We start from the raw sequence: 16,148 nt of genomic DNA, 5'->3' as shown, positions 1-16,148 counted from the left end.
TGCCGATGAAACGCCACGTGTTCGCCGCCGCCCTCGCCGCCGCCCTCGCTCTCGTGCCTGCGGCGGTGCTCGCGCAGAGCAACCCCGTCGCCCAGCTGGAGGGCGAGCCCTATATCCACGATCCCTCGACCATCGTGGAATCGGATGGCAAGTTCTACACGTTCGGCACGTTCGGCGGCGGGCTCGTCTCCAGCGACGGCTGGACCTGGAAGAGCGGCCCGGTGCGCCCCGGCGGCGGCGTCGCGCCCGACGTCATCAAGCTGGGCGACCGCTATTTCGTCGCCTGGGCCGTGGGCGGCGGCGGCATGAACGGCGGGCACAAGAGCGACATCAAGATCATGTGGACGAAGTCACTCGATCCGGCGTCCAAGGATTTCGCCTTCCACGAGATCGGCACGGTCGCCTCCAGCGACGGAGTGGAACTGCACGACGCGATTGATCCGGCGTTCCTGCTGGCCGAAGGGCGGCTGTGGCTGAGCTACGGCACTTATTTCGGCTCGATCCGCATGATCGAGCTTGATCCCAGGACCGCCGAGCGCCTGCCCGGGAACCAACCCGTCGATGTGGCGATCGACATGGAAGCCACCGCGCTGCTGCACCGCGATGGCTGGTACTATCTGCTGGGCACCCACGGCACCTGCTGCGACGGCCCCAATTCCACCTACAACATCCGCGTCGGCCGCGCGCGCAGCCCGCTGGGGCCGTATCTCGACAACTTCGGCGTGCCGCTGCTCAAGGGCGGCGGCAAGCTCGTCTGGGGGTCGAACGGGCGCGGCATGGGCGCGGGCCACTTCGGGCTGGTGGACCTTGGCGACGGGGTGGAGAAGTTCTCGTTCCACTACGAGGCGGACATGGACCGCGCCGGCCGCAGCGTGCTGGCGATCCTGCCGCTCACCTGGAAGAACGGCTGGCCCGTGGGGCAGGAAAACCTGCGGCCCGGGACTTACGAGATCCAGTCCGAGCGCGGCGGCGCGCTGCAACTGACGGTGGACGAGGTGCGGCTGCCGTTCAAATGGGCCGGGTTCGGACCGCCCAAGGAACCGCTGGTGCCGGTGCCCGACCAGACGCTCGACCAGAACCGCGCGACCTGGCCGGCCGGGCCGATCCCGGTCGACATGGGCGATTACATGGTGCGGCCGCACCAGCACTGGACGATCGAGCCGGTGGCCGGCGCCGGCGGCTGGTTCGGCGCGCCCTATGTGCGGATCGTGATCGCCGGCACCAGCCGTGCGCTGGCGGCGACGCCGGGGGGCGATGTCGTGGCCGCGCCCGCCTTCACCGGCGCGCCCGAACAGCTCTGGCGGGTCGACCAGCTTGCCGACGGCGCCTTCCGGATCATCCCGAAGTCCACGCCCGATCCGTTCAGGCCCCTCGCGCTGTCGGCCGTGGGCGCAAGCACGCCGCGCCTTGTCCGCTTCGATCCGGCGTCCGATGCGGGCAAGTGGACGTTCCGCCGGCCCTGATCCGAAAGGACTGACAGATCGCACCGGCGCCCGGCATCATCGAACCGCTGGACTTTGGCGGAATTGCGCCCAAATAGGGGGAAGGGCAAGGAGTGGAACGTGTCGCGAAGCAAGGAACCGGTCGGGGACGGGATCGACAGGTCTGACAAATCACTGCGGCTGCATGGCAGCATCGCGCGGGACCTTGGCATCGCCATCGTCACCGGCAAGTACCCGCCGGGCCACGTGCTGACCAGCGAAGTCGATTTTGCCGAGCGCAACCACATCTCGCGCACCGCCTATCGCGAGGCGATCCGCATCCTCGCCGCCAAGGGTCTGGTCGAAAGCCGCCCCAAGGCGGGCACCAAGATCACCGACCCCTCGCGCTGGCACATTCTCGATCCTGACGTGCTGGCCTGGACGTTCGAGGGCGAACCCAGCCGGGCGGCAATCGACGACCTGTTCGAGCTGCGCCTGATCATCGAGCCGGCCGCCGCCGAGATCGCCGCCACGCGCCGCACCGGGGCGCAACTGGCGCAGATGGGCCATGCGCTTGAGGAAATGGCCAAGCACACGCTCGCTTCCCCGCTGGGGCAGGCGGCGGACCAGGCCTTTCACTCCACGCTGCTCAAGGCCACCGGCAACATGGCGCTGATCTCGCTGGCCAGCACGATTTCGGCGGCGGTGCGGTGGACCACGATCTACAAGCAGCGCAAGCGCAAGCTGCCGCGCGATCCCCTGCCCGATCACCGCGTGCTGTTCGATGCCGTGGCCGATGGCGATGGCCCGGCCGCGCGCGCGGCGATGCAGACGCTGATCGAACTGGCCCTGGCCGATATCGACGCGCCCGCGCGCGCCTGATAGCTACCGCACCGGCGGCGTGATGATCCGGTACTCGCCCGCCAGGTGCATCATGCTCATCAGATAGAGCATGCCGTCGAAATAGCGCTGCTCGCCTTCGGGCATCGGCGTGTCCCACAGCTCCTTGACGAAGGCCCGCGCCAGCGGCTCGGGCGTGCCCGCCAGCCCGGCCACGGCCGTGGCCGCCACCATTCCCGGCGAATGGCGTTGCGACAGGGGCTTGCCGTCCAGCGTGTAGCGATCGGCGAAGCGATCGATCCCCTCGCCCGCCAGGAACGTCTGGATCGCGGTGCTCAGCGCTTTCTGGCGCGGGTCCTTGCCCCACCAGTTGGCATCGACCGACCAGTTGCTGGCGGTGCGCCAGCTGTCGTAGCCGAACGGATAGGGCTCGCCCGTGCCCGTCGTCATGGTGCTGCCGTCGAAATAGCTGTGATCGGGGGCCAGGCCGGTGCGCGCGTTCGTCACGCGCACGAAGTAATCGCGGCTGACGTCGGCGGCCGTCGCCCAGAACGCGCGATCGGCCTCCGGCCCCCAGCGCGCCCACAGTTCGTAGAACGCGGGCAGGTGGTAGGACGCGTCCGACCCCGGATAGCCCACGTCCGCCACGAAGCGGATCATCGCGTGGCTTTCCTCCATCATCGGCCCCACCGCATGGGGCTTGGGCGCGGGATCGCGCCATGGCGGCGGAGGCGTCTTGCCCTGCGCCGCCAGCGCCGCAGCCTCGGCCCGGTTGTTGATGCTGGGCCAGGGGCGATCGGGCTGCACGAACGGCGCGTCTTCGGGGTGGATGCGGAACGGCGGCGTCCCGGTCATCACCGCGCGATGGCGCATGGCGGTCAGGATGCGGTCGGCTTCGGCCTTGTAGTCGTAGATGCCGGTGCCGTTGCCCCAGCGGTTCGCCGCGAAATAGAGCGCCATGGCGAAGAATTCCTCGCCATCGGGCGCGGCCCCGGTGCTGCGCGCGCTGCCATCGGTGCCCATCGACCACGCGAAGTAGCCATAGGAAGGATTGGCCGGGTCGGTCACCTGCATGTAAGTCTTCGCCCAGTTCCACAGCGCGTCGAACTCGCGCTTGTGGCCCAGCTGGACGGCGATCATCATGCCATAGCTCATGCCTTCCGACCGGGCATCGTTGTTCGCCCAGTCGGTAACGTAGGCCAGCGTGCCGTTGGCGTTGGCGCCGGTTTCGAAATAGAGCCGCTGCTCCTGCCCGTCGCCATGGAAATAGGCGCGCCACGTCGTCTCGATCCGCGCCTTCACCTCTTCGCGCGGCACCCCGAGCAGTTCGCTGAACAGATTGCGGTAGGTGCCCGTGGCATAGGCGCCCTTGCCCTCGCCGGGATGCCGCGTCACCTTCCACAGCGGCGCTTCCTGATGCCGGGTGAAGGCAACGCCCGGCGGCGCGGTGGACGCCTCGGTAACCTGCGCCTTCTTCGCCGGCTGTGCGGCCGCGGGCGAAGCCGCCGGCAGCACAAGGACCGCGACCGTCAGGGCAAGGAGCGCGAATCCCCTCACTTCGGCAGATCCACCACGCGATCGACGGTGAACGCGGTTTCCGTGCCCGGCAAGCCGCTGTCCGGCTGCCCGCCGCCCAGGTTCAGGCGGTAGGCCCCGGCGAAGACCTGCCGCACGCCATCGGGCCGCACCGCCGAAAGGTCGCGCGGCGAAAGTTCCAGCGTCACCGCCTTGCTCTCGCCCGGCTTCAGCGCCACCCGCTGCAACCCGCGCAGTGCCACGCGCGGCGCGCCCGGCTGATCGGGGAAGCGCAGATAGGCCTGCACCACTTCCTCGCCCTCGCGCGCCCCGGTGTTGGTGACTTGCGCGGTCACGCGGATGCCGTTCGCGGTGCTACCGTCCACCGGCTCCACCCGCGCGGGTCCATAGCCGAACGTGGTGTAGCTCAGGCCATAGCCGAAGCCATAGACGGGCTTGCCGGTGAAGTAGCGGTAGGTGCGCCCCGCCATCGCATAGCTGGTGAAGGCCGGCAGGTCCGCCGTGTCCTTGTAGAAGGTCAGCGGCAGGCGGCCCGAGGGGTTGACCTTGCCCGAGAGCGCGTTGGCCACGGCCAAACCGCCCGCCTGCCCCGGATACCACGCCTCCACCAGTGCATCGGCATTGTCCCTGGCCCATGACAAGTCGATCGGGCTGCCGTTCATCGTCACCACGACCAGAGGCTTGCCCAGCGTGCGTGCGCGGATCAGCAGTTCGCGCTGGTCCATCGGCAGTTCCAGCCCGGTCTTGTCGCCGCCGTCGAAGCCTTCGATCTTGAGCGGCATTTCCTCGCCCTCCAGATCGGAGGTCAGGCCGACCACCGCCACCAGCACGTCCGCGTCGGCCGCGCCCCGCGCCAGATCGCCCCAGGGATCGTGGGTGATGCGCTTCCAGAACAGGCCCGGCACCGCCGCGCCGCCGCCTTCCAGATCGAAGTGCAGCGGATAGCGCTCGCCCTTCTTCAGCTCGGCCTCGACATACTTGGGCGCTTCGCCCCACAACGAATAGTGGTCCGACCTGACAACCGGCTTTCCGCCGATTTCCAGCGCGCCTTTCACCCCGGTCACGCCCAGCTTGTAGAGGCCGCTTTCCGGCGCGACGAAGAAGCCGTCCCACACCACCTTGTGCGCGTCGGAAACCTCTTTCAGCTGCATCGCGCTGCTCTGGAGGTTGGCCTCGATCCGCGTGACCACCGGCCTGGCGGAGAAAGTCCGTTCGCCGCGGGGCTTCGCGGGATCGATCGCGTTGTAATAGACCGCGCGCAATCCGGGCTGGCCATCGAGCGTCAGGAAATTGCCGTCGGTGACGAGATCGCCGTCGGTGATCGACGGGGCGAACGGCACCATCGTGACCTTCGCTTCGGGCATGGCCCGGCGCAGCCCGTCGACCACCGAGATCGGCGGCGCCGAATTGGGCGAGGAATAGTTGCCGCGCAGCACGCGCGTGGCATCGCCCAGCGGCCCGATCACCGCGACGCGCACGCCGGGCTTGAGCGGCAGGACGCCGTTGTTCTTGAGCAGGACAAGGCTTTTTTCGGCCGCCTTGAGCGAAAGGTCCCATCCCTCGCGCGTGCCCACCGCGCTCACCGGCGTGGCGTTGGGCTTGCGCGCGGCGATCCCGCGCAGGTCGCCGTTGCGGTAGCGGGCCGAGAACAGGCGCACCAGCACGCGGTCGATGTCGCTATCGGTCAGGTATCCGGCCTTGAGCGCCGCCTTGTAGCGGTCCGCCAGACCGGGGGCCTCGCCGATCGTGCCGGTGTGGCATTCGTTGTCCACGCCCGCCAGCAGCCCCGCCGCGACGCCCGAGGCGGCATCGGGCGCGTACTTGTGGCGGTCGTAGATATCGACCACCGCGTCGCAATCCGAAACGACATAGCCCTTGAAGCCCCACGCGCCGCGCAGCCGGTCCTTCAGCAGAAGGTCGCTGGCGCAGGCCGGCTGACCATCGACGCGGTTGTAGGCGCACATGATCGACCCGGCCTTGCCCTCCACGATCGCGGCGCGGAAGGCGGGCAGGTAGGTATCTTCCAGATCATGGCGCGAGACCATGATGTTGTCGGTGTGGCGCGTCGGCTCCGGCCCGGAATGGACCGCGAAGTGCTTCGGCGTGGCGATCACTTCGGGCAGGTCCGGGTTCGGGCCCTGGATGCCCTGCACATAGGCGACCCCCAGCCGGGCCGTCAGGAACGGGTCCTCGCCATAGGTTTCCTGTCCCCGCCCCCAGCGCGGATCGCGGAAGATGTTGATGTTGGGCGCCCAGGTATCGAGCCCGGTACCGATCTTGCCGAGATGCCCTGTCTGCCGCGCCAGCGTGTGCAGCCCCTGCAGCTCGGTGCTGATCACCCGCGCCACGTCGTGCACCAGCGGCGGATCGAACGTGGCGGCAAGGCCGATGGACTGCGGGAAATTGGTGGTCGGCACCGCGCCGCCCGCCCCGTGCAGGCTCTCAGTCCACCAGTTGTAGGCGGGAATGCCCAGCCGCGGGATTGCCGGCGCGACGTTGAGCAGCTGTTCGACCTTTTCGTCGACCGTCATCTTCGCGACCAGCGCCGAGGCCGCGCGATCCGCTTCCGTCCACGCCTCGGGCGCCGCCGAAGCGGCCTCGCGCGCCTGGGCCTGCGGGATAGTTAGCGCTACCAGACTTGCAGCGGCGAGCAGCGAGCGCGCATGACGGCGCGCGGGCATCGAACTCTCGATCACGAAGATGTCCTCTCTGGTCTTCTGGCCGGGTCGCACCCCGGCCGGCGTTCAAGCGTGGTCACACGGGCTGAAGGCCATATTCCACGATGCGGTTGATCAGGTCGCGATGGCGCGGCAGGGCCGTCAGCATCCGCGTGGTGATATCGGCGTTCTGCCCTCTCGCGCGCCGCGCATCGCGCACCTCAGGTTCCAGCGCGCGGGCGGAAACCTCGGAGCGGAAGCCCATGCCATAGAGCACGTACTGGTAGGAGGCCGAAGGGAACACCTCGTCCACCCGGTCGAACTCCTCGTGCAGGTAGGGCGGCTGCCAGCGCCACAGCGCCAGCAGTTCACGCAGGCGTTCGGGGATCGTCGCCGGATCCATGTTGTCGCGCCAGAAGGCGGTGTCGCGGCGCTGGCTCAGTACATAGTGCAGCTTGAGGAAATCGATGATCCGCCCCCAGCGGTACAGCGTCTTCTCGTTGTAGCGCCGGGCGACGATGTCCATGACCTCGCGCGCCGGCGGCATCTGTTCGGCGATCATCTTCGCCGAAAGCTCGATCAGCACGATCGCCGAGGCCTCCAGCGGCTCGAGAAAGCCCGCCGCCAGCCCCACCGCCACGCAATTGCCCTTCCAGAACAGTTCGCGGTGGCCGGAACGGATATCGATCTTGCGCACGGCCAGGCCATCGGCGGCCGGGCCGATATAGGCGCGTAGCTCCGCTTCGGCCTGCTCGCGGCTGATGTGGCGGCTCGAATAGACGTGGCCGACGCCGCGCCGCGTCGGCAAGCCGATGTCCCAGATCCAGCCCGCCGATTGCGCGGTGGAGATGGTGTGCGTGGCAATCGGTGCGTCCGGATCGGGATAGGGCACCTGCACGGCCAGCGCGGTATCGCAGAACAGCACGTCGTTGCAGTCCTTGAAGCCCACGCCCATCGTCTCGCCCAGCAACAGGCTGCGCATGCCGGTGCAATCGACGAACAGGTCGCCGGCGATCTCGCCCGCCTGCTCGGTCACGATCGCGCGGATGTCGCCGCTCTCGTCCTGCAACACCTGGCGCATGTCGGCGAGCACGTGGCGCACGCCCAGCTTTTCGGTGCAGTGCCGCTGCATGAACGGCGCGAACTTGCCGGCGTCGAGATGATAGGCGTAGTTGGCCTGCCCCTCGAACTCGGCATCGGCCATGGTCTTGGGCGCCAGGTTCTCGTCGCAGATGCGGCCCTGCGGGCAGACGGCATCGCAGAACGTCTCGTCCGCGTCCTCATTTTCAACCAGCGTTCCCGCCAGCCAGTGTGGCGCGAGGTTCAGTTGCCCGAAGCGCTGGGGCAGCACCAACGGGTGGTAATAGGCATCGTCATCCGCGCCGGTGGTCCATTTGGCAAACAGCGCGCCCTGCTTGAAGGCGGCATCGCATTGGCGGAAGAAATCGGTTTCGGAAATGCCGACGCTTTTCAGCGTGGAGCGCAGGGTCGGCCATGTCCCCTCGCCCACACCGATGATCGGCACGTTGGGGGATTCGACCAGGGTAACGGAAAAGTCGTGCCCGATGCGCGGGCGATGCTTGGCGGCAATGATCGCCGCGGTCAGCCATCCGGCGGTCCCGCCGCCGACAATCACGACATCGCGCACTGCACGCACCATCCGCGTCCTGCCCCGTTGTTCGAACGACTATTGGTGGTGGCGGCGCCAGCATGGGAACCGGCGCCGCCACCACGTCACATCAGTAGTTGAAACGGGCGCCGAACACAAAGCGGCGACCGTAGGACCAGGTATCGAGCGGCATGTTCGAGAACCGGCCATAGGTGCTGTAGGTCGAGTTGTTGAGGTTGGTGCCTTCGAAGAAGACCGAGACCTGCTTGGTCAGCTGGTAGCTGGCGCTGGCGTCGATCTGGAACTGGCGGTTCACGTTCACCGGTTCCGCGCCGAACGTGCCACCCTGGGTCTGGCCCAGGCTGAGCAGGTACTTGTCGCGCCAGTTGCCGGCAAGGCGGACCTCCAGCCCGTTCTTGTCGTAGAAGGCGATGATGTTGGCCGAATTGGCCAGCCCCGTGATCGCGAACGCCGAACCCGAGATATCGCTCGTGTCGAACGTGCGGTTGGTGCTGACCAGCGTGGCGTTGGCGTTGAAGCCGAAGCCGGTTTCGCCGAACACGTGCTGCCAGGCGATTTCCACGCCGCGCACCACGCCTTCCGGCCCGTTGACCTTGCCGTTCACCTGGAACTGCGCGGCCTGGCCGGTGAACGGATCGGTCACCCCGTTGATCGTCTGGGTGCGCACGCCGCCGACGATGAAGTTCGAGATGAACTTCATGAAGCCGTTGACCGCAAAGTACGAGTTGGAGCCGTAGTAGTATTCGGCGCCCAGATCGAGGTTATCGGCCAGGTAGGGCTTGAGGTTGGCATTGCCACCCGATGCCGCGAGGCTGCCCTTGCGCAGCGTACCCAGAGTGATCGTGGGGCTGAGGTCGTTCAGCACCGGCCGGGTCAGGGTGCGCGAAGCGTCGAAGCGCAGCTGCAGCTTCGGCGTCACTTCCAGCTTCACGTCCAGGCTCGGCAAGACGTAGTTGTAGCTCGTCTCGCGGGTGATGAGCTGGTCGGGGGTATAGGAGCCCACCGAGATCAGCGTCGGGTCGGTTGGGACCGTCACCAGCGTCACCGGGTTGCGACCAATCGCGCCCGAGGTCAGCTTGGTGTACTCGTCACGCACGCCGGCGCTGATGTGGATCGGCATGTTGCCGACCATGCTGTCGAAGTTGATGCGCAGATAGCCGGCAAAGGTCCGTTCGCGCACATTCAGCACGCTGGCCGGATCGAACGCGGGCGCAGTCGTGCCGCCACCGGTCGCTTCGAGAGCGCGATAGACCGCCACCGGATCGTAGGCGATGATCGCGGGCGCCAGGTTGCCCTTGTAGCCGGGGATGAAGTTGGCGGTGCTGATCGTGCCCTGGTAGATGCTGCTGGGCAACGGCGCCACCGCGCCGGTGCGGCCCGACGGCGCGCCATAGCCGCCGTAACGGAAGAACGTGCCATTGACGAACGGGCTCTGGTTTTCCTTGTGGAACTTGTTTTCCTGATAGCTCGCGCCGAAGTGGATCTTGATCGCGTCGCTTTCGTACTTGCCCGAAATCTTGATCTGCTTGACCAGATCCGTGTAATAATTGGGGAATCCCGCGATCACGTGGCTGCCGATCAGCGACGGGTCGGTGAACTTCCCGACGTTGCCGTTCGGGCCGACGTCGTGGATGCTCGGCAGATAGCCCGAGCTGGGGCCGCCGATGGTGACGCCGGTGTTGGCGCCCAGCACTGTCGAATAGCGGGTGCACGAGGTCGGCGGCGTGGTCGGCCCCGCGCCGGCCGGATAGGTACAGCCGGTCGAGAGGAACCCGCCGTTCGGATCGGCGTTGGTGCCGCCATAGCCGATGTCCATGGCGTTGGCGTACCCGTTCTTGCCGGGGTTCAGGACCGAGCGCGAGAGCGAGGCATCGACATCGAAGCTCAGTTCGTCAGTCGCTTCCCACTTCAGGTTGCCGCCCACCATGTAGGTCTGGTTGATGTCCCGCGCGAGGTTGGCGTTGAAGTCCATCGGCGTGCCGAACTGGTTGAAGTCCACCACGGTGCCGTTGCTGTCCTGCTTCACGTTGCGCAGGTCATCGCCGTTAAACCACGCGCCGTAACCGTAAGTCGCGGTGTGCAGCGTCTGGCGGGTGAAATTGCCGTCCAGAGTCACCAGCACCTTGTCGCTGGGGCGCCACTGGTAGGCCAGGCGGCCGTCGATGCGCTCGTCCTTGGTGTTGACCTGGTTAGCGCCCAGCTGCTGCGGGAACCAGCCCAGCACGTTCTTCTTGGCGGGCGTGAAGTCGCTGGTCTGGCACGCGGGCTGCGACTGGCACTGGTAGAAGTAGTTGCCGATCCAGCCGGGGATGAAGACCTGGTTGGAGGTCGTGTCCGAACGCTTGTAGGCGACATAGGCCAGGATACCCATGGTATCGTCGGCAAAGGTCGTGCTGGCCAGCGCCGCGCCCGAGGGGACGACCCGGCCACTGCGGTCCTGCACCGAACCCGATGCCTTCAGCGCCAGCTTGGTGCCGTTGCTGTCGAAAGGCTTGGGCAGCGCGACGTTGATCGTCGCGCCGATCGCGCTGTTGCCGAGTTCGACGTCGGGCGTCTTGTAGACCGAAATGTTCTGGACGAAGTCCGAACCGATCGTGGTGAAATCCACCGCGCGGTTGCCCGATGCGGTCGACAGGTGGCGGCCGTCGAACTGGGTATCGTTGAAATCGCCGCCGAAGCCGCGCACGGTCACGCCGTTGGCTTCGCCGCGCGCGCCCGAGCGCTGGATCGAGATGCCGGGCAGGCGCTGCAACGCGTCGGCCACGTTGGCATCGGGGAACTTGCCGATGTCCTCGGCGGAAATCGCGTCGACCACGCCGGAGGCGCTCCGCTTGATTTCCATGTTGCGCTGGAGCGAACCGCGGATGCCGGTGACGATGATTTCGGAGCCTGGCTCGTTGCTGACCTCGGCATCGGCCGGGCCTGCGCTTTCGGCCGGCGCCTGCTGCGCCACCGCCGGCATGGCGATCGCGAGCGCGATGGCGCCCGACGCCCCGCCCAGCAGGAACCGCGAATTGATTGAAGTCCTCATACCCTCTCCACTGCTCTGTCTGACGGCCCCCCCGCCCGGGAAGGAGACGACATCGCTCGCACCGTTCACTGCCTCCCGAACGGGCCGAAACGGGGAGCTCCAGGGTCGCTGAGGACAACGCCGTGCAACTGCGGTTGCCAGCCATCTCTCCGCCACGCCGGTGCTCTGCTCGTCACCTTGCCCATTTTGAGTAACCGATAAAGGTAGCGCTATCAACATGAAATTGTCTGCGCAATCAGACGGGTGCCCGGCAGTGTTGCAAAAAGCCCACGATTCCGGTTAGAGTTTCGATGTTAGCGCGCACATCGCGGCCCGCAATATCATGTAATAACCATCGCAAAACACGCGAGAATGCAGGAGAGGACGATTGGCGGAGCAAATCGAGATTCTGAACAGCGATGCCCATCGCAATCTTGCCATGCACCCGCTGGCGGGGCCGCATCCGCACATGGTGCAGATCGTCGTTACCGAGGTGACACGCGCCGCCGCCTGCTGCCCGGTCGTGCTCGCCAAGTCGCCCGAGACGGGCCGATTCGCGCTGGTGGCGCTGTTCGGATTCCAGCCGGGCGAAGTGCTGGTCGAGGGCGCAGAGGCCGGAAACGCGGCCTTTCTTCCGCTCGACCTGCAACGCCAGGGCTTCTTCACCGCGGACGACAATATCGCGATCGACCTTGCCCACCCGCGCTTCGCGCCCGGCGGCACGGTGCCGCTGTTCGACGCGATGGGGGGGCCGAGCGACGAGATGCGCGTGGTCCAGCGCGCGATCGGCCATCTCATGGGCACCGCCGCGCCGACCGAGCAATTCATCGCCATGCTCGTGGAAGAGAGACTGATCGAACCGGTCGACATTTCGCTTTCTTTCGACGACGGGCAGACGATCGCGCTGAACGGCCTTTATTCGGTGAGCGGCGAGGCGCTGTCGGCGCTCGAGGATGCGACAATCATCAGACTATTCCGGCAGGGTTGGCTCCAGGCCGCGCTCGCCATCCACGGCTCGCTGCAGCAGGTGGGCATCCTCGCCCGCCGCCGCAACGAACGGCTCGCGGGCGGCTGGAACTGAGCCTGATGCTGGCGGAGCTTGCACCCGGCGCGCCCGAACTGGCGAGTGCGGAAAGCTTTCACGCCGGCGTGATCCTTGCGGGCACGCCCGTTGTCATCCGGAGCCTGTGCGCCGATCTGCCGGCGGCGCAGGCGGCGCGCGCATCCGCCCGCGCCGCGCTCGACCATGTCCTGTCGTTCGATACCGGGCGGCGGCCGCAGGTCTTTCTCGGCGATCCGGCGATCGGCGGCCGCTATTACTACAGCGACGATCTTTCCGGCTTCAATTTCACCCGCGCGGAACTGCCGCTGGCGCAGGCCTTCGCGCACATGCTGCGCCATGCCGACGATCCGTCCGCGCCCACCGCCTATCTCGGCTCGCTGGTCGCGCCCGCCTATCTTCCCGGCTTTGCCGAGGCCAACGCGGTGCCGATCGTGCCGCCGCAGGTCGAGGCGCGGCTGTGGATCGGCAACCCGTCGACCGCCGCCACCCATTACGACGCCTATGAAAACCTCGCCTGCGTGCTGGCGGGGGCACGGCGCTTCACGCTCTATCCGCCCGATGCGATCGGCGATCTCTATGTCGGGCCGATCGATCACACGATGGCCGGCCAGCCGGCCAGCCTTGCCGCCGCGAGTGCAGACCCGGTGCGCTATCCCCGGTTCGCGGCGGCGCGGGACCGCGCGATCACCGTGGACCTCGCTGCCGGCGACGCGCTGTTCCTGCCCAAGCTGTGGTGGCACCAGGTGGAAGCGACCGCGCCGGTCAACGTGATGCTCAATTACTGGTGGGATGCGACCGCGATCGGCCCCGACGCCCCGCTGCTCGCCATGCTGCTCTCGATGATCGCCATCGCCGAGCGGCCGGAGGCGGAGCGCGCGGCGTTCCGCGCGTTCTTCGATCATTACGTGTTCCGGCCGGATGGCCACCCCCTCGCGCACCTGCCGGAAGACCGGCGCGGCGTGCTGCGCGACATCAAGGGGGCTGGCTATGGTCCGATTCGCGCGATGGTGCTGCGCGCCCTGCGCGGCGGCTGACTTCCCGACCCGCCTACAAAAATGAGGCCCGGAAAGCATGTGCCTTCCGGGCCTTCTCAGGTACTGCGGCGGCCCCGGGAGAGGAGGGATTGGGGCCGCAGCGAGGGAACGTTTGAATCAGTGCCCGCCCCAGCCTTCCATCTGCTCCAACTCCTTGCCCTTGGTTTCGGGCAGGAAGGCCTTGACCAGCCAGAAGCTCACCGCCGCGCTCAGCGTGTAGAGTACATAGGTCTCGGCAAGGCCCAGGCCGCTCGCCATGGCCGGGAAGCTCTGCACCACGGCGTAGTTCGCGCCCCACTGGGCCAGCCCGCACACCGCCAGCGCCGATCCGCGCAGCTGGTTGGGGAACATTTCGCCCAGCATCACCCACATCACCGGACCCCAGCTGACGTTGAAGAACACCACGTAGATATTGGCCGCGATCACCGCGATCAGGCCCAGATGCTGGTCCATCTGCAGCGCCCCGGCGGTGTCGAGCGTCCCGCGCGAGAACGCCCAGCTCATCGCGCCGAGCGATAGCGTCATCCCCGCCGAACCGATCAGCAGCAGCGGCTTGCGCCCGACCTTGTCGACCAGCGCCATGGTGACGAAGCAGGCCGCGATCGAAACGAGGCCCGAGATGATGTTGCGTTCCAGCGCCGCCTGTTCGGAAACGCCCGCCAGCTTCCACAGCGTTTCGCCGTAGTAGAAGATCACGTTGATCCCGACGAACTGCTGGAAAACGGCAATGATCAACCCCGCCCACACGACCGGGCGCAGCACCGTTCCCGGCGCCAGCACATCGGCCAGGCGCGGGCGGTGGTCGGTGGCGAAGGATGCGCGGATCTCATCGACCTTGCGGCGGGCCTCGGTCTCGCCGAACAGGCGCGAAAGCACCGCGTGAGCTTCCTCGGCGCGGCCGCTGCTTACCAGATAGCGCGGGCTTTCCGGAATGAACTGCAGCGCGACCAAGAACACCACCGCCGGAATCGCCTGCGCGATGTACATCCAGCGCCAGGCCGGAACACCGCCCAATTGCCCCAGCGAATCCCCTGCCTGCCGCGCGAGCACGTAATTGACGACGAAGGCCAGCGTCAGGCCGGTGATGATCATGACCTGCTGCACGCTGGTCAGCCGCCCGCGGATCGCCGCCGGCGCAACCTCGGAAATGTAGGCGGGCGACAACACGCTGGCCGCGCCCACCGCCATGCCGCCGAAGAAACGGGCGATCACGAACAGGGTGTGATTTCCGGTAAGGCCCTGCACCAGCGCGCCGGTGAGAAACAGGATCGCGGCCAGCACCATGATGCGCTTGCGCCCGAAGCGGTCGGCCATGCGCCCGGCGGTGAAAGCGCCGGCGGCGCAACCGACCAGCAGCGACCCCACGGTGAAGCCAAGACCATTGTCGTCGAGCGCGAACGCCGCCTTCAGGCCCGCCTGCGTGCCGTTGACCGCGCCGCTGTCATATCCGAATAGCAGTCCGCCGATCGTGGCGACCGATACGATGGCGCCCACAAGCGCCATGTTCACCCGGTCTTGCTGCACTGCCGTCATTTTCCTCTCCCGACTCGTTCAATGCGCATTGATTGCCACGCATTTCGCCTTGCATCGACGGTCTTGCTTGAGCTGTCACCGGTTCTTCCGATGCCGCTCTCCCGCTCGATGATAGCGCTACCTCAATATCGCGCCGTTCGCGCCGCGCAAGCGTGAAATGGGTTTAAGTCTGCTTAAATGACAATCCCGCTTGCCAAGGGCGTGCCGCGCGGTCAGGAAATCCGCAACGGGAGCAGCAAGAGATGAACGATATCCGATCGCGCCGTCGGCAGTCCGGGCGCCCCACGGTGACCGACGTCGCGCGCCTCGCCCAGTGCTCGCCGATGACCGTCAGCCGCGTGGTCAACGGAGGCGCAGGCGTGCGCGAGGAAACGCGCCTTGCGGTCGAAGCGGCCATCAAACAACTCAACTACGCACCCAACCGCGCCGCGCGCAGCCTTGCCGGCGCATCGCAGCTGCGCATCGCGCTGCTTTATGCCAACCCTTCCGCCTCCTATCTTAGCGAACTGCTGATCGGCTGCATGGACGCGGCGACGCGGCTCGATGCCCACCTGATGGTCGAACGCTGCGATCCGGATCGCGATCAGGCGAAAATGATCGCGCGGCTGGTGGAAAGCGCGGTCGATGGCTTCCTGCTCCCCCCGCCGCTGTGCGACGACACCGCGCTGCTCGCCCGCCTGCGCCGCGCCGGAACCCGCGCCGTGCTGGTCGGCCCCGGCCAAGCAGAAGCGCATCACGGCGTGGTGATGATCGACGATTACCAGGCCGCCTACGACATGACGCGCCACATCCTCGATCTGGGCCACAAGCGCGTGGGCTTCATCATCGGCAACCCCCGCCAATCGGCCAGCGCGCTGCGCCTTGCCGGCTTTCGCGATGCCATGGCCGAAGCCGGCGTGAACGTGGACGAGGCGCTCGTCAAACAGGGGCAGTTCACCTACCGCTCCGGGCTGGACGCGGCGATGGACATGCTCGCCCTGCCCCAGCGCCCGACCGCGATCTTCGCCTCGAACGACGATATGGCCGCCGGCTGCGTGGCGGCTGCGCACCGCAACGATCTGGAAGTGCCGCACGACCTTACCGTGTGCGGCTTCGACGATACCGCGTTCGCTTCCACGATCTGGCCGGAGCTGACCACGATCCGCCAGCCGATCCGCAAGATGGCCGAGACCGCGCTGGAGCTTCTGGCGCAGGAAATCCGCGCAGACCGCGCCGAGGAAAACCCGCAACCGCGCCTCGCCACGCTTGCGTACGAACTGGTTCGGCGGGAATCCGATGCCGCGCCGCCGGGCAAGGCCTAGGCGGCGTGGACAAATTTGAGCCAGTATCTGGCGGTGGCGAGATGGACCATGCCGAGGAAGCTGTTGGCAAGCTGGTCGTAGCGGGTGGCGATGGCGCGGTTGATTTTGAGATGGCCGAACATG

At 67.0% G+C, this 16,148-nt stretch carries 10 protein-coding genes; 5 read left to right on the top strand and 5 right to left on the bottom strand.

The genetic code is table 11. The features are described 5' to 3' along the window. Positions 1-5: 5 nt before the first annotated feature. Together EH199_RS08735 and EH199_RS08730 are read left to right on the top strand one after the other, a co-directional pair. Positions 6-1,463: a family 43 glycosylhydrolase gene (locus tag EH199_RS08735; RefSeq protein ID WP_124808875.1), complete on the top strand. Its 1,458-nt coding sequence runs from the start codon at positions 6-8 to the stop codon at positions 1,461-1,463. A 99-nt stretch (positions 1,464-1,562) separates the two neighbouring features. After that, positions 1,563-2,303, top strand: a complete 741-nt coding sequence (locus EH199_RS08730) for a FadR/GntR family transcriptional regulator (RefSeq protein WP_124808874.1) — start codon at positions 1,563-1,565, stop codon at positions 2,301-2,303. A gap of 3 nt (positions 2,304-2,306) precedes the next feature. Here EH199_RS08730 and EH199_RS08725 read toward each other — a convergent pair whose 3' ends face one another. The 4 genes from EH199_RS08725 to EH199_RS08710 form a co-directional block, all read right to left on the bottom strand. Beyond that, on the bottom strand, positions 2,307-3,818 hold the full coding sequence (locus EH199_RS08725; protein ID WP_124808873.1) for a glycosyl hydrolase family 8: 1,512 nt from the start codon (positions 3,816-3,818) through the stop codon (positions 2,307-2,309). Then, on the bottom strand, positions 3,815-6,478 hold the full coding sequence (locus EH199_RS08720; protein WP_124808945.1) for a glycoside hydrolase family 3 C-terminal domain-containing protein: 2,664 nt from the start codon (positions 6,476-6,478) through the stop codon (positions 3,815-3,817). The genes EH199_RS08725 and EH199_RS08720 overlap by 4 nt, the downstream gene beginning before the upstream one ends. 73 nt (positions 6,479-6,551) lie before the next feature. Further along, positions 6,552-8,114, bottom strand: a complete 1,563-nt coding sequence (locus tag EH199_RS08715) for a tryptophan halogenase family protein (protein WP_124808872.1) — start codon at positions 8,112-8,114, stop codon at positions 6,552-6,554. A gap of 79 nt (positions 8,115-8,193) precedes the next feature. Beyond that, the gene (locus EH199_RS08710; protein ID WP_124808871.1) at positions 8,194-11,115 is read right to left on the bottom strand and encodes a TonB-dependent receptor; all 2,922 of its coding nucleotides are present in this window, start codon (positions 11,113-11,115) and stop codon (positions 8,194-8,196) included. A gap of 367 nt (positions 11,116-11,482) precedes the next feature. On the opposite strand from EH199_RS08710, the gene EH199_RS08705 reads away from it, so the two are divergent. After that, complete coding sequence (locus EH199_RS08705) at positions 11,483-12,175, top strand: SapC family protein (RefSeq protein ID WP_124808870.1); 693 nt, start codon at positions 11,483-11,485, stop codon at positions 12,173-12,175. Between the two features lie 5 nt (positions 12,176-12,180). After that, the gene (locus tag EH199_RS08700) at positions 12,181-13,191 is read left to right on the top strand and encodes a cupin-like domain-containing protein (protein ID WP_124808869.1); all 1,011 of its coding nucleotides are present in this window, start codon (positions 12,181-12,183) and stop codon (positions 13,189-13,191) included. A gap of 117 nt (positions 13,192-13,308) precedes the next feature. Here the strand turns inward: EH199_RS08700 and EH199_RS08695 are convergent, their stop codons facing one another. Further along, positions 13,309-14,724: a sugar porter family MFS transporter gene (locus EH199_RS08695; RefSeq protein WP_124808868.1), complete on the bottom strand. Its 1,416-nt coding sequence runs from the start codon at positions 14,722-14,724 to the stop codon at positions 13,309-13,311. A gap of 242 nt (positions 14,725-14,966) precedes the next feature. Between EH199_RS08695 and EH199_RS08690 the strand changes: the two genes are divergently transcribed. Continuing rightward, on the top strand, positions 14,967-16,025 hold the full coding sequence (locus tag EH199_RS08690) for a LacI family DNA-binding transcriptional regulator (protein ID WP_124808867.1): 1,059 nt from the start codon (positions 14,967-14,969) through the stop codon (positions 16,023-16,025). The last annotated feature ends 123 nt before the right edge of the window (positions 16,026-16,148 follow it).

This window comes from Novosphingobium sp. LASN5T (assembly GCF_003856955.1).
In the GTDB taxonomy this organism is placed as follows: domain Bacteria; phylum Pseudomonadota; class Alphaproteobacteria; order Sphingomonadales; family Sphingomonadaceae; genus Novosphingobium.
Note: the sequence above shows the minus strand (reverse complement) of the source record. Positions and strands in the feature narration are given on the sequence as shown.

Excerpts from the sequence above, each read along its gene's own strand:
- EH199_RS08735 (WP_124808875.1), top strand. The coding sequence starts at position 6 with ATGAAACGCCACGTGTTCGCCGCCGCCCTCGCCGCCGCCCTCGCTCTC.
- EH199_RS08720 (WP_124808945.1), bottom strand. The coding sequence starts at position 6,478 with ATGCCCGCGCGCCGTCATGCGCGCTCGCTGCTCGCCGCTGCAAGTCTG.
- EH199_RS08715 (WP_124808872.1), bottom strand. The coding sequence starts at position 8,114 with ATGGTGCGTGCAGTGCGCGATGTCGTGATTGTCGGCGGCGGGACCGCC.
- EH199_RS08710 (WP_124808871.1), bottom strand. The coding sequence starts at position 11,115 with ATGAGGACTTCAATCAATTCGCGGTTCCTGCTGGGCGGGGCGTCGGGC.
- EH199_RS08700 (WP_124808869.1), top strand. The coding sequence starts at position 12,181 with ATGCTGGCGGAGCTTGCACCCGGCGCGCCCGAACTGGCGAGTGCGGAA.
- EH199_RS08695 (WP_124808868.1), bottom strand. The coding sequence starts at position 14,724 with ATGACGGCAGTGCAGCAAGACCGGGTGAACATGGCGCTTGTGGGCGCC.
- EH199_RS08690 (WP_124808867.1), top strand. The coding sequence starts at position 14,967 with ATGAACGATATCCGATCGCGCCGTCGGCAGTCCGGGCGCCCCACGGTG.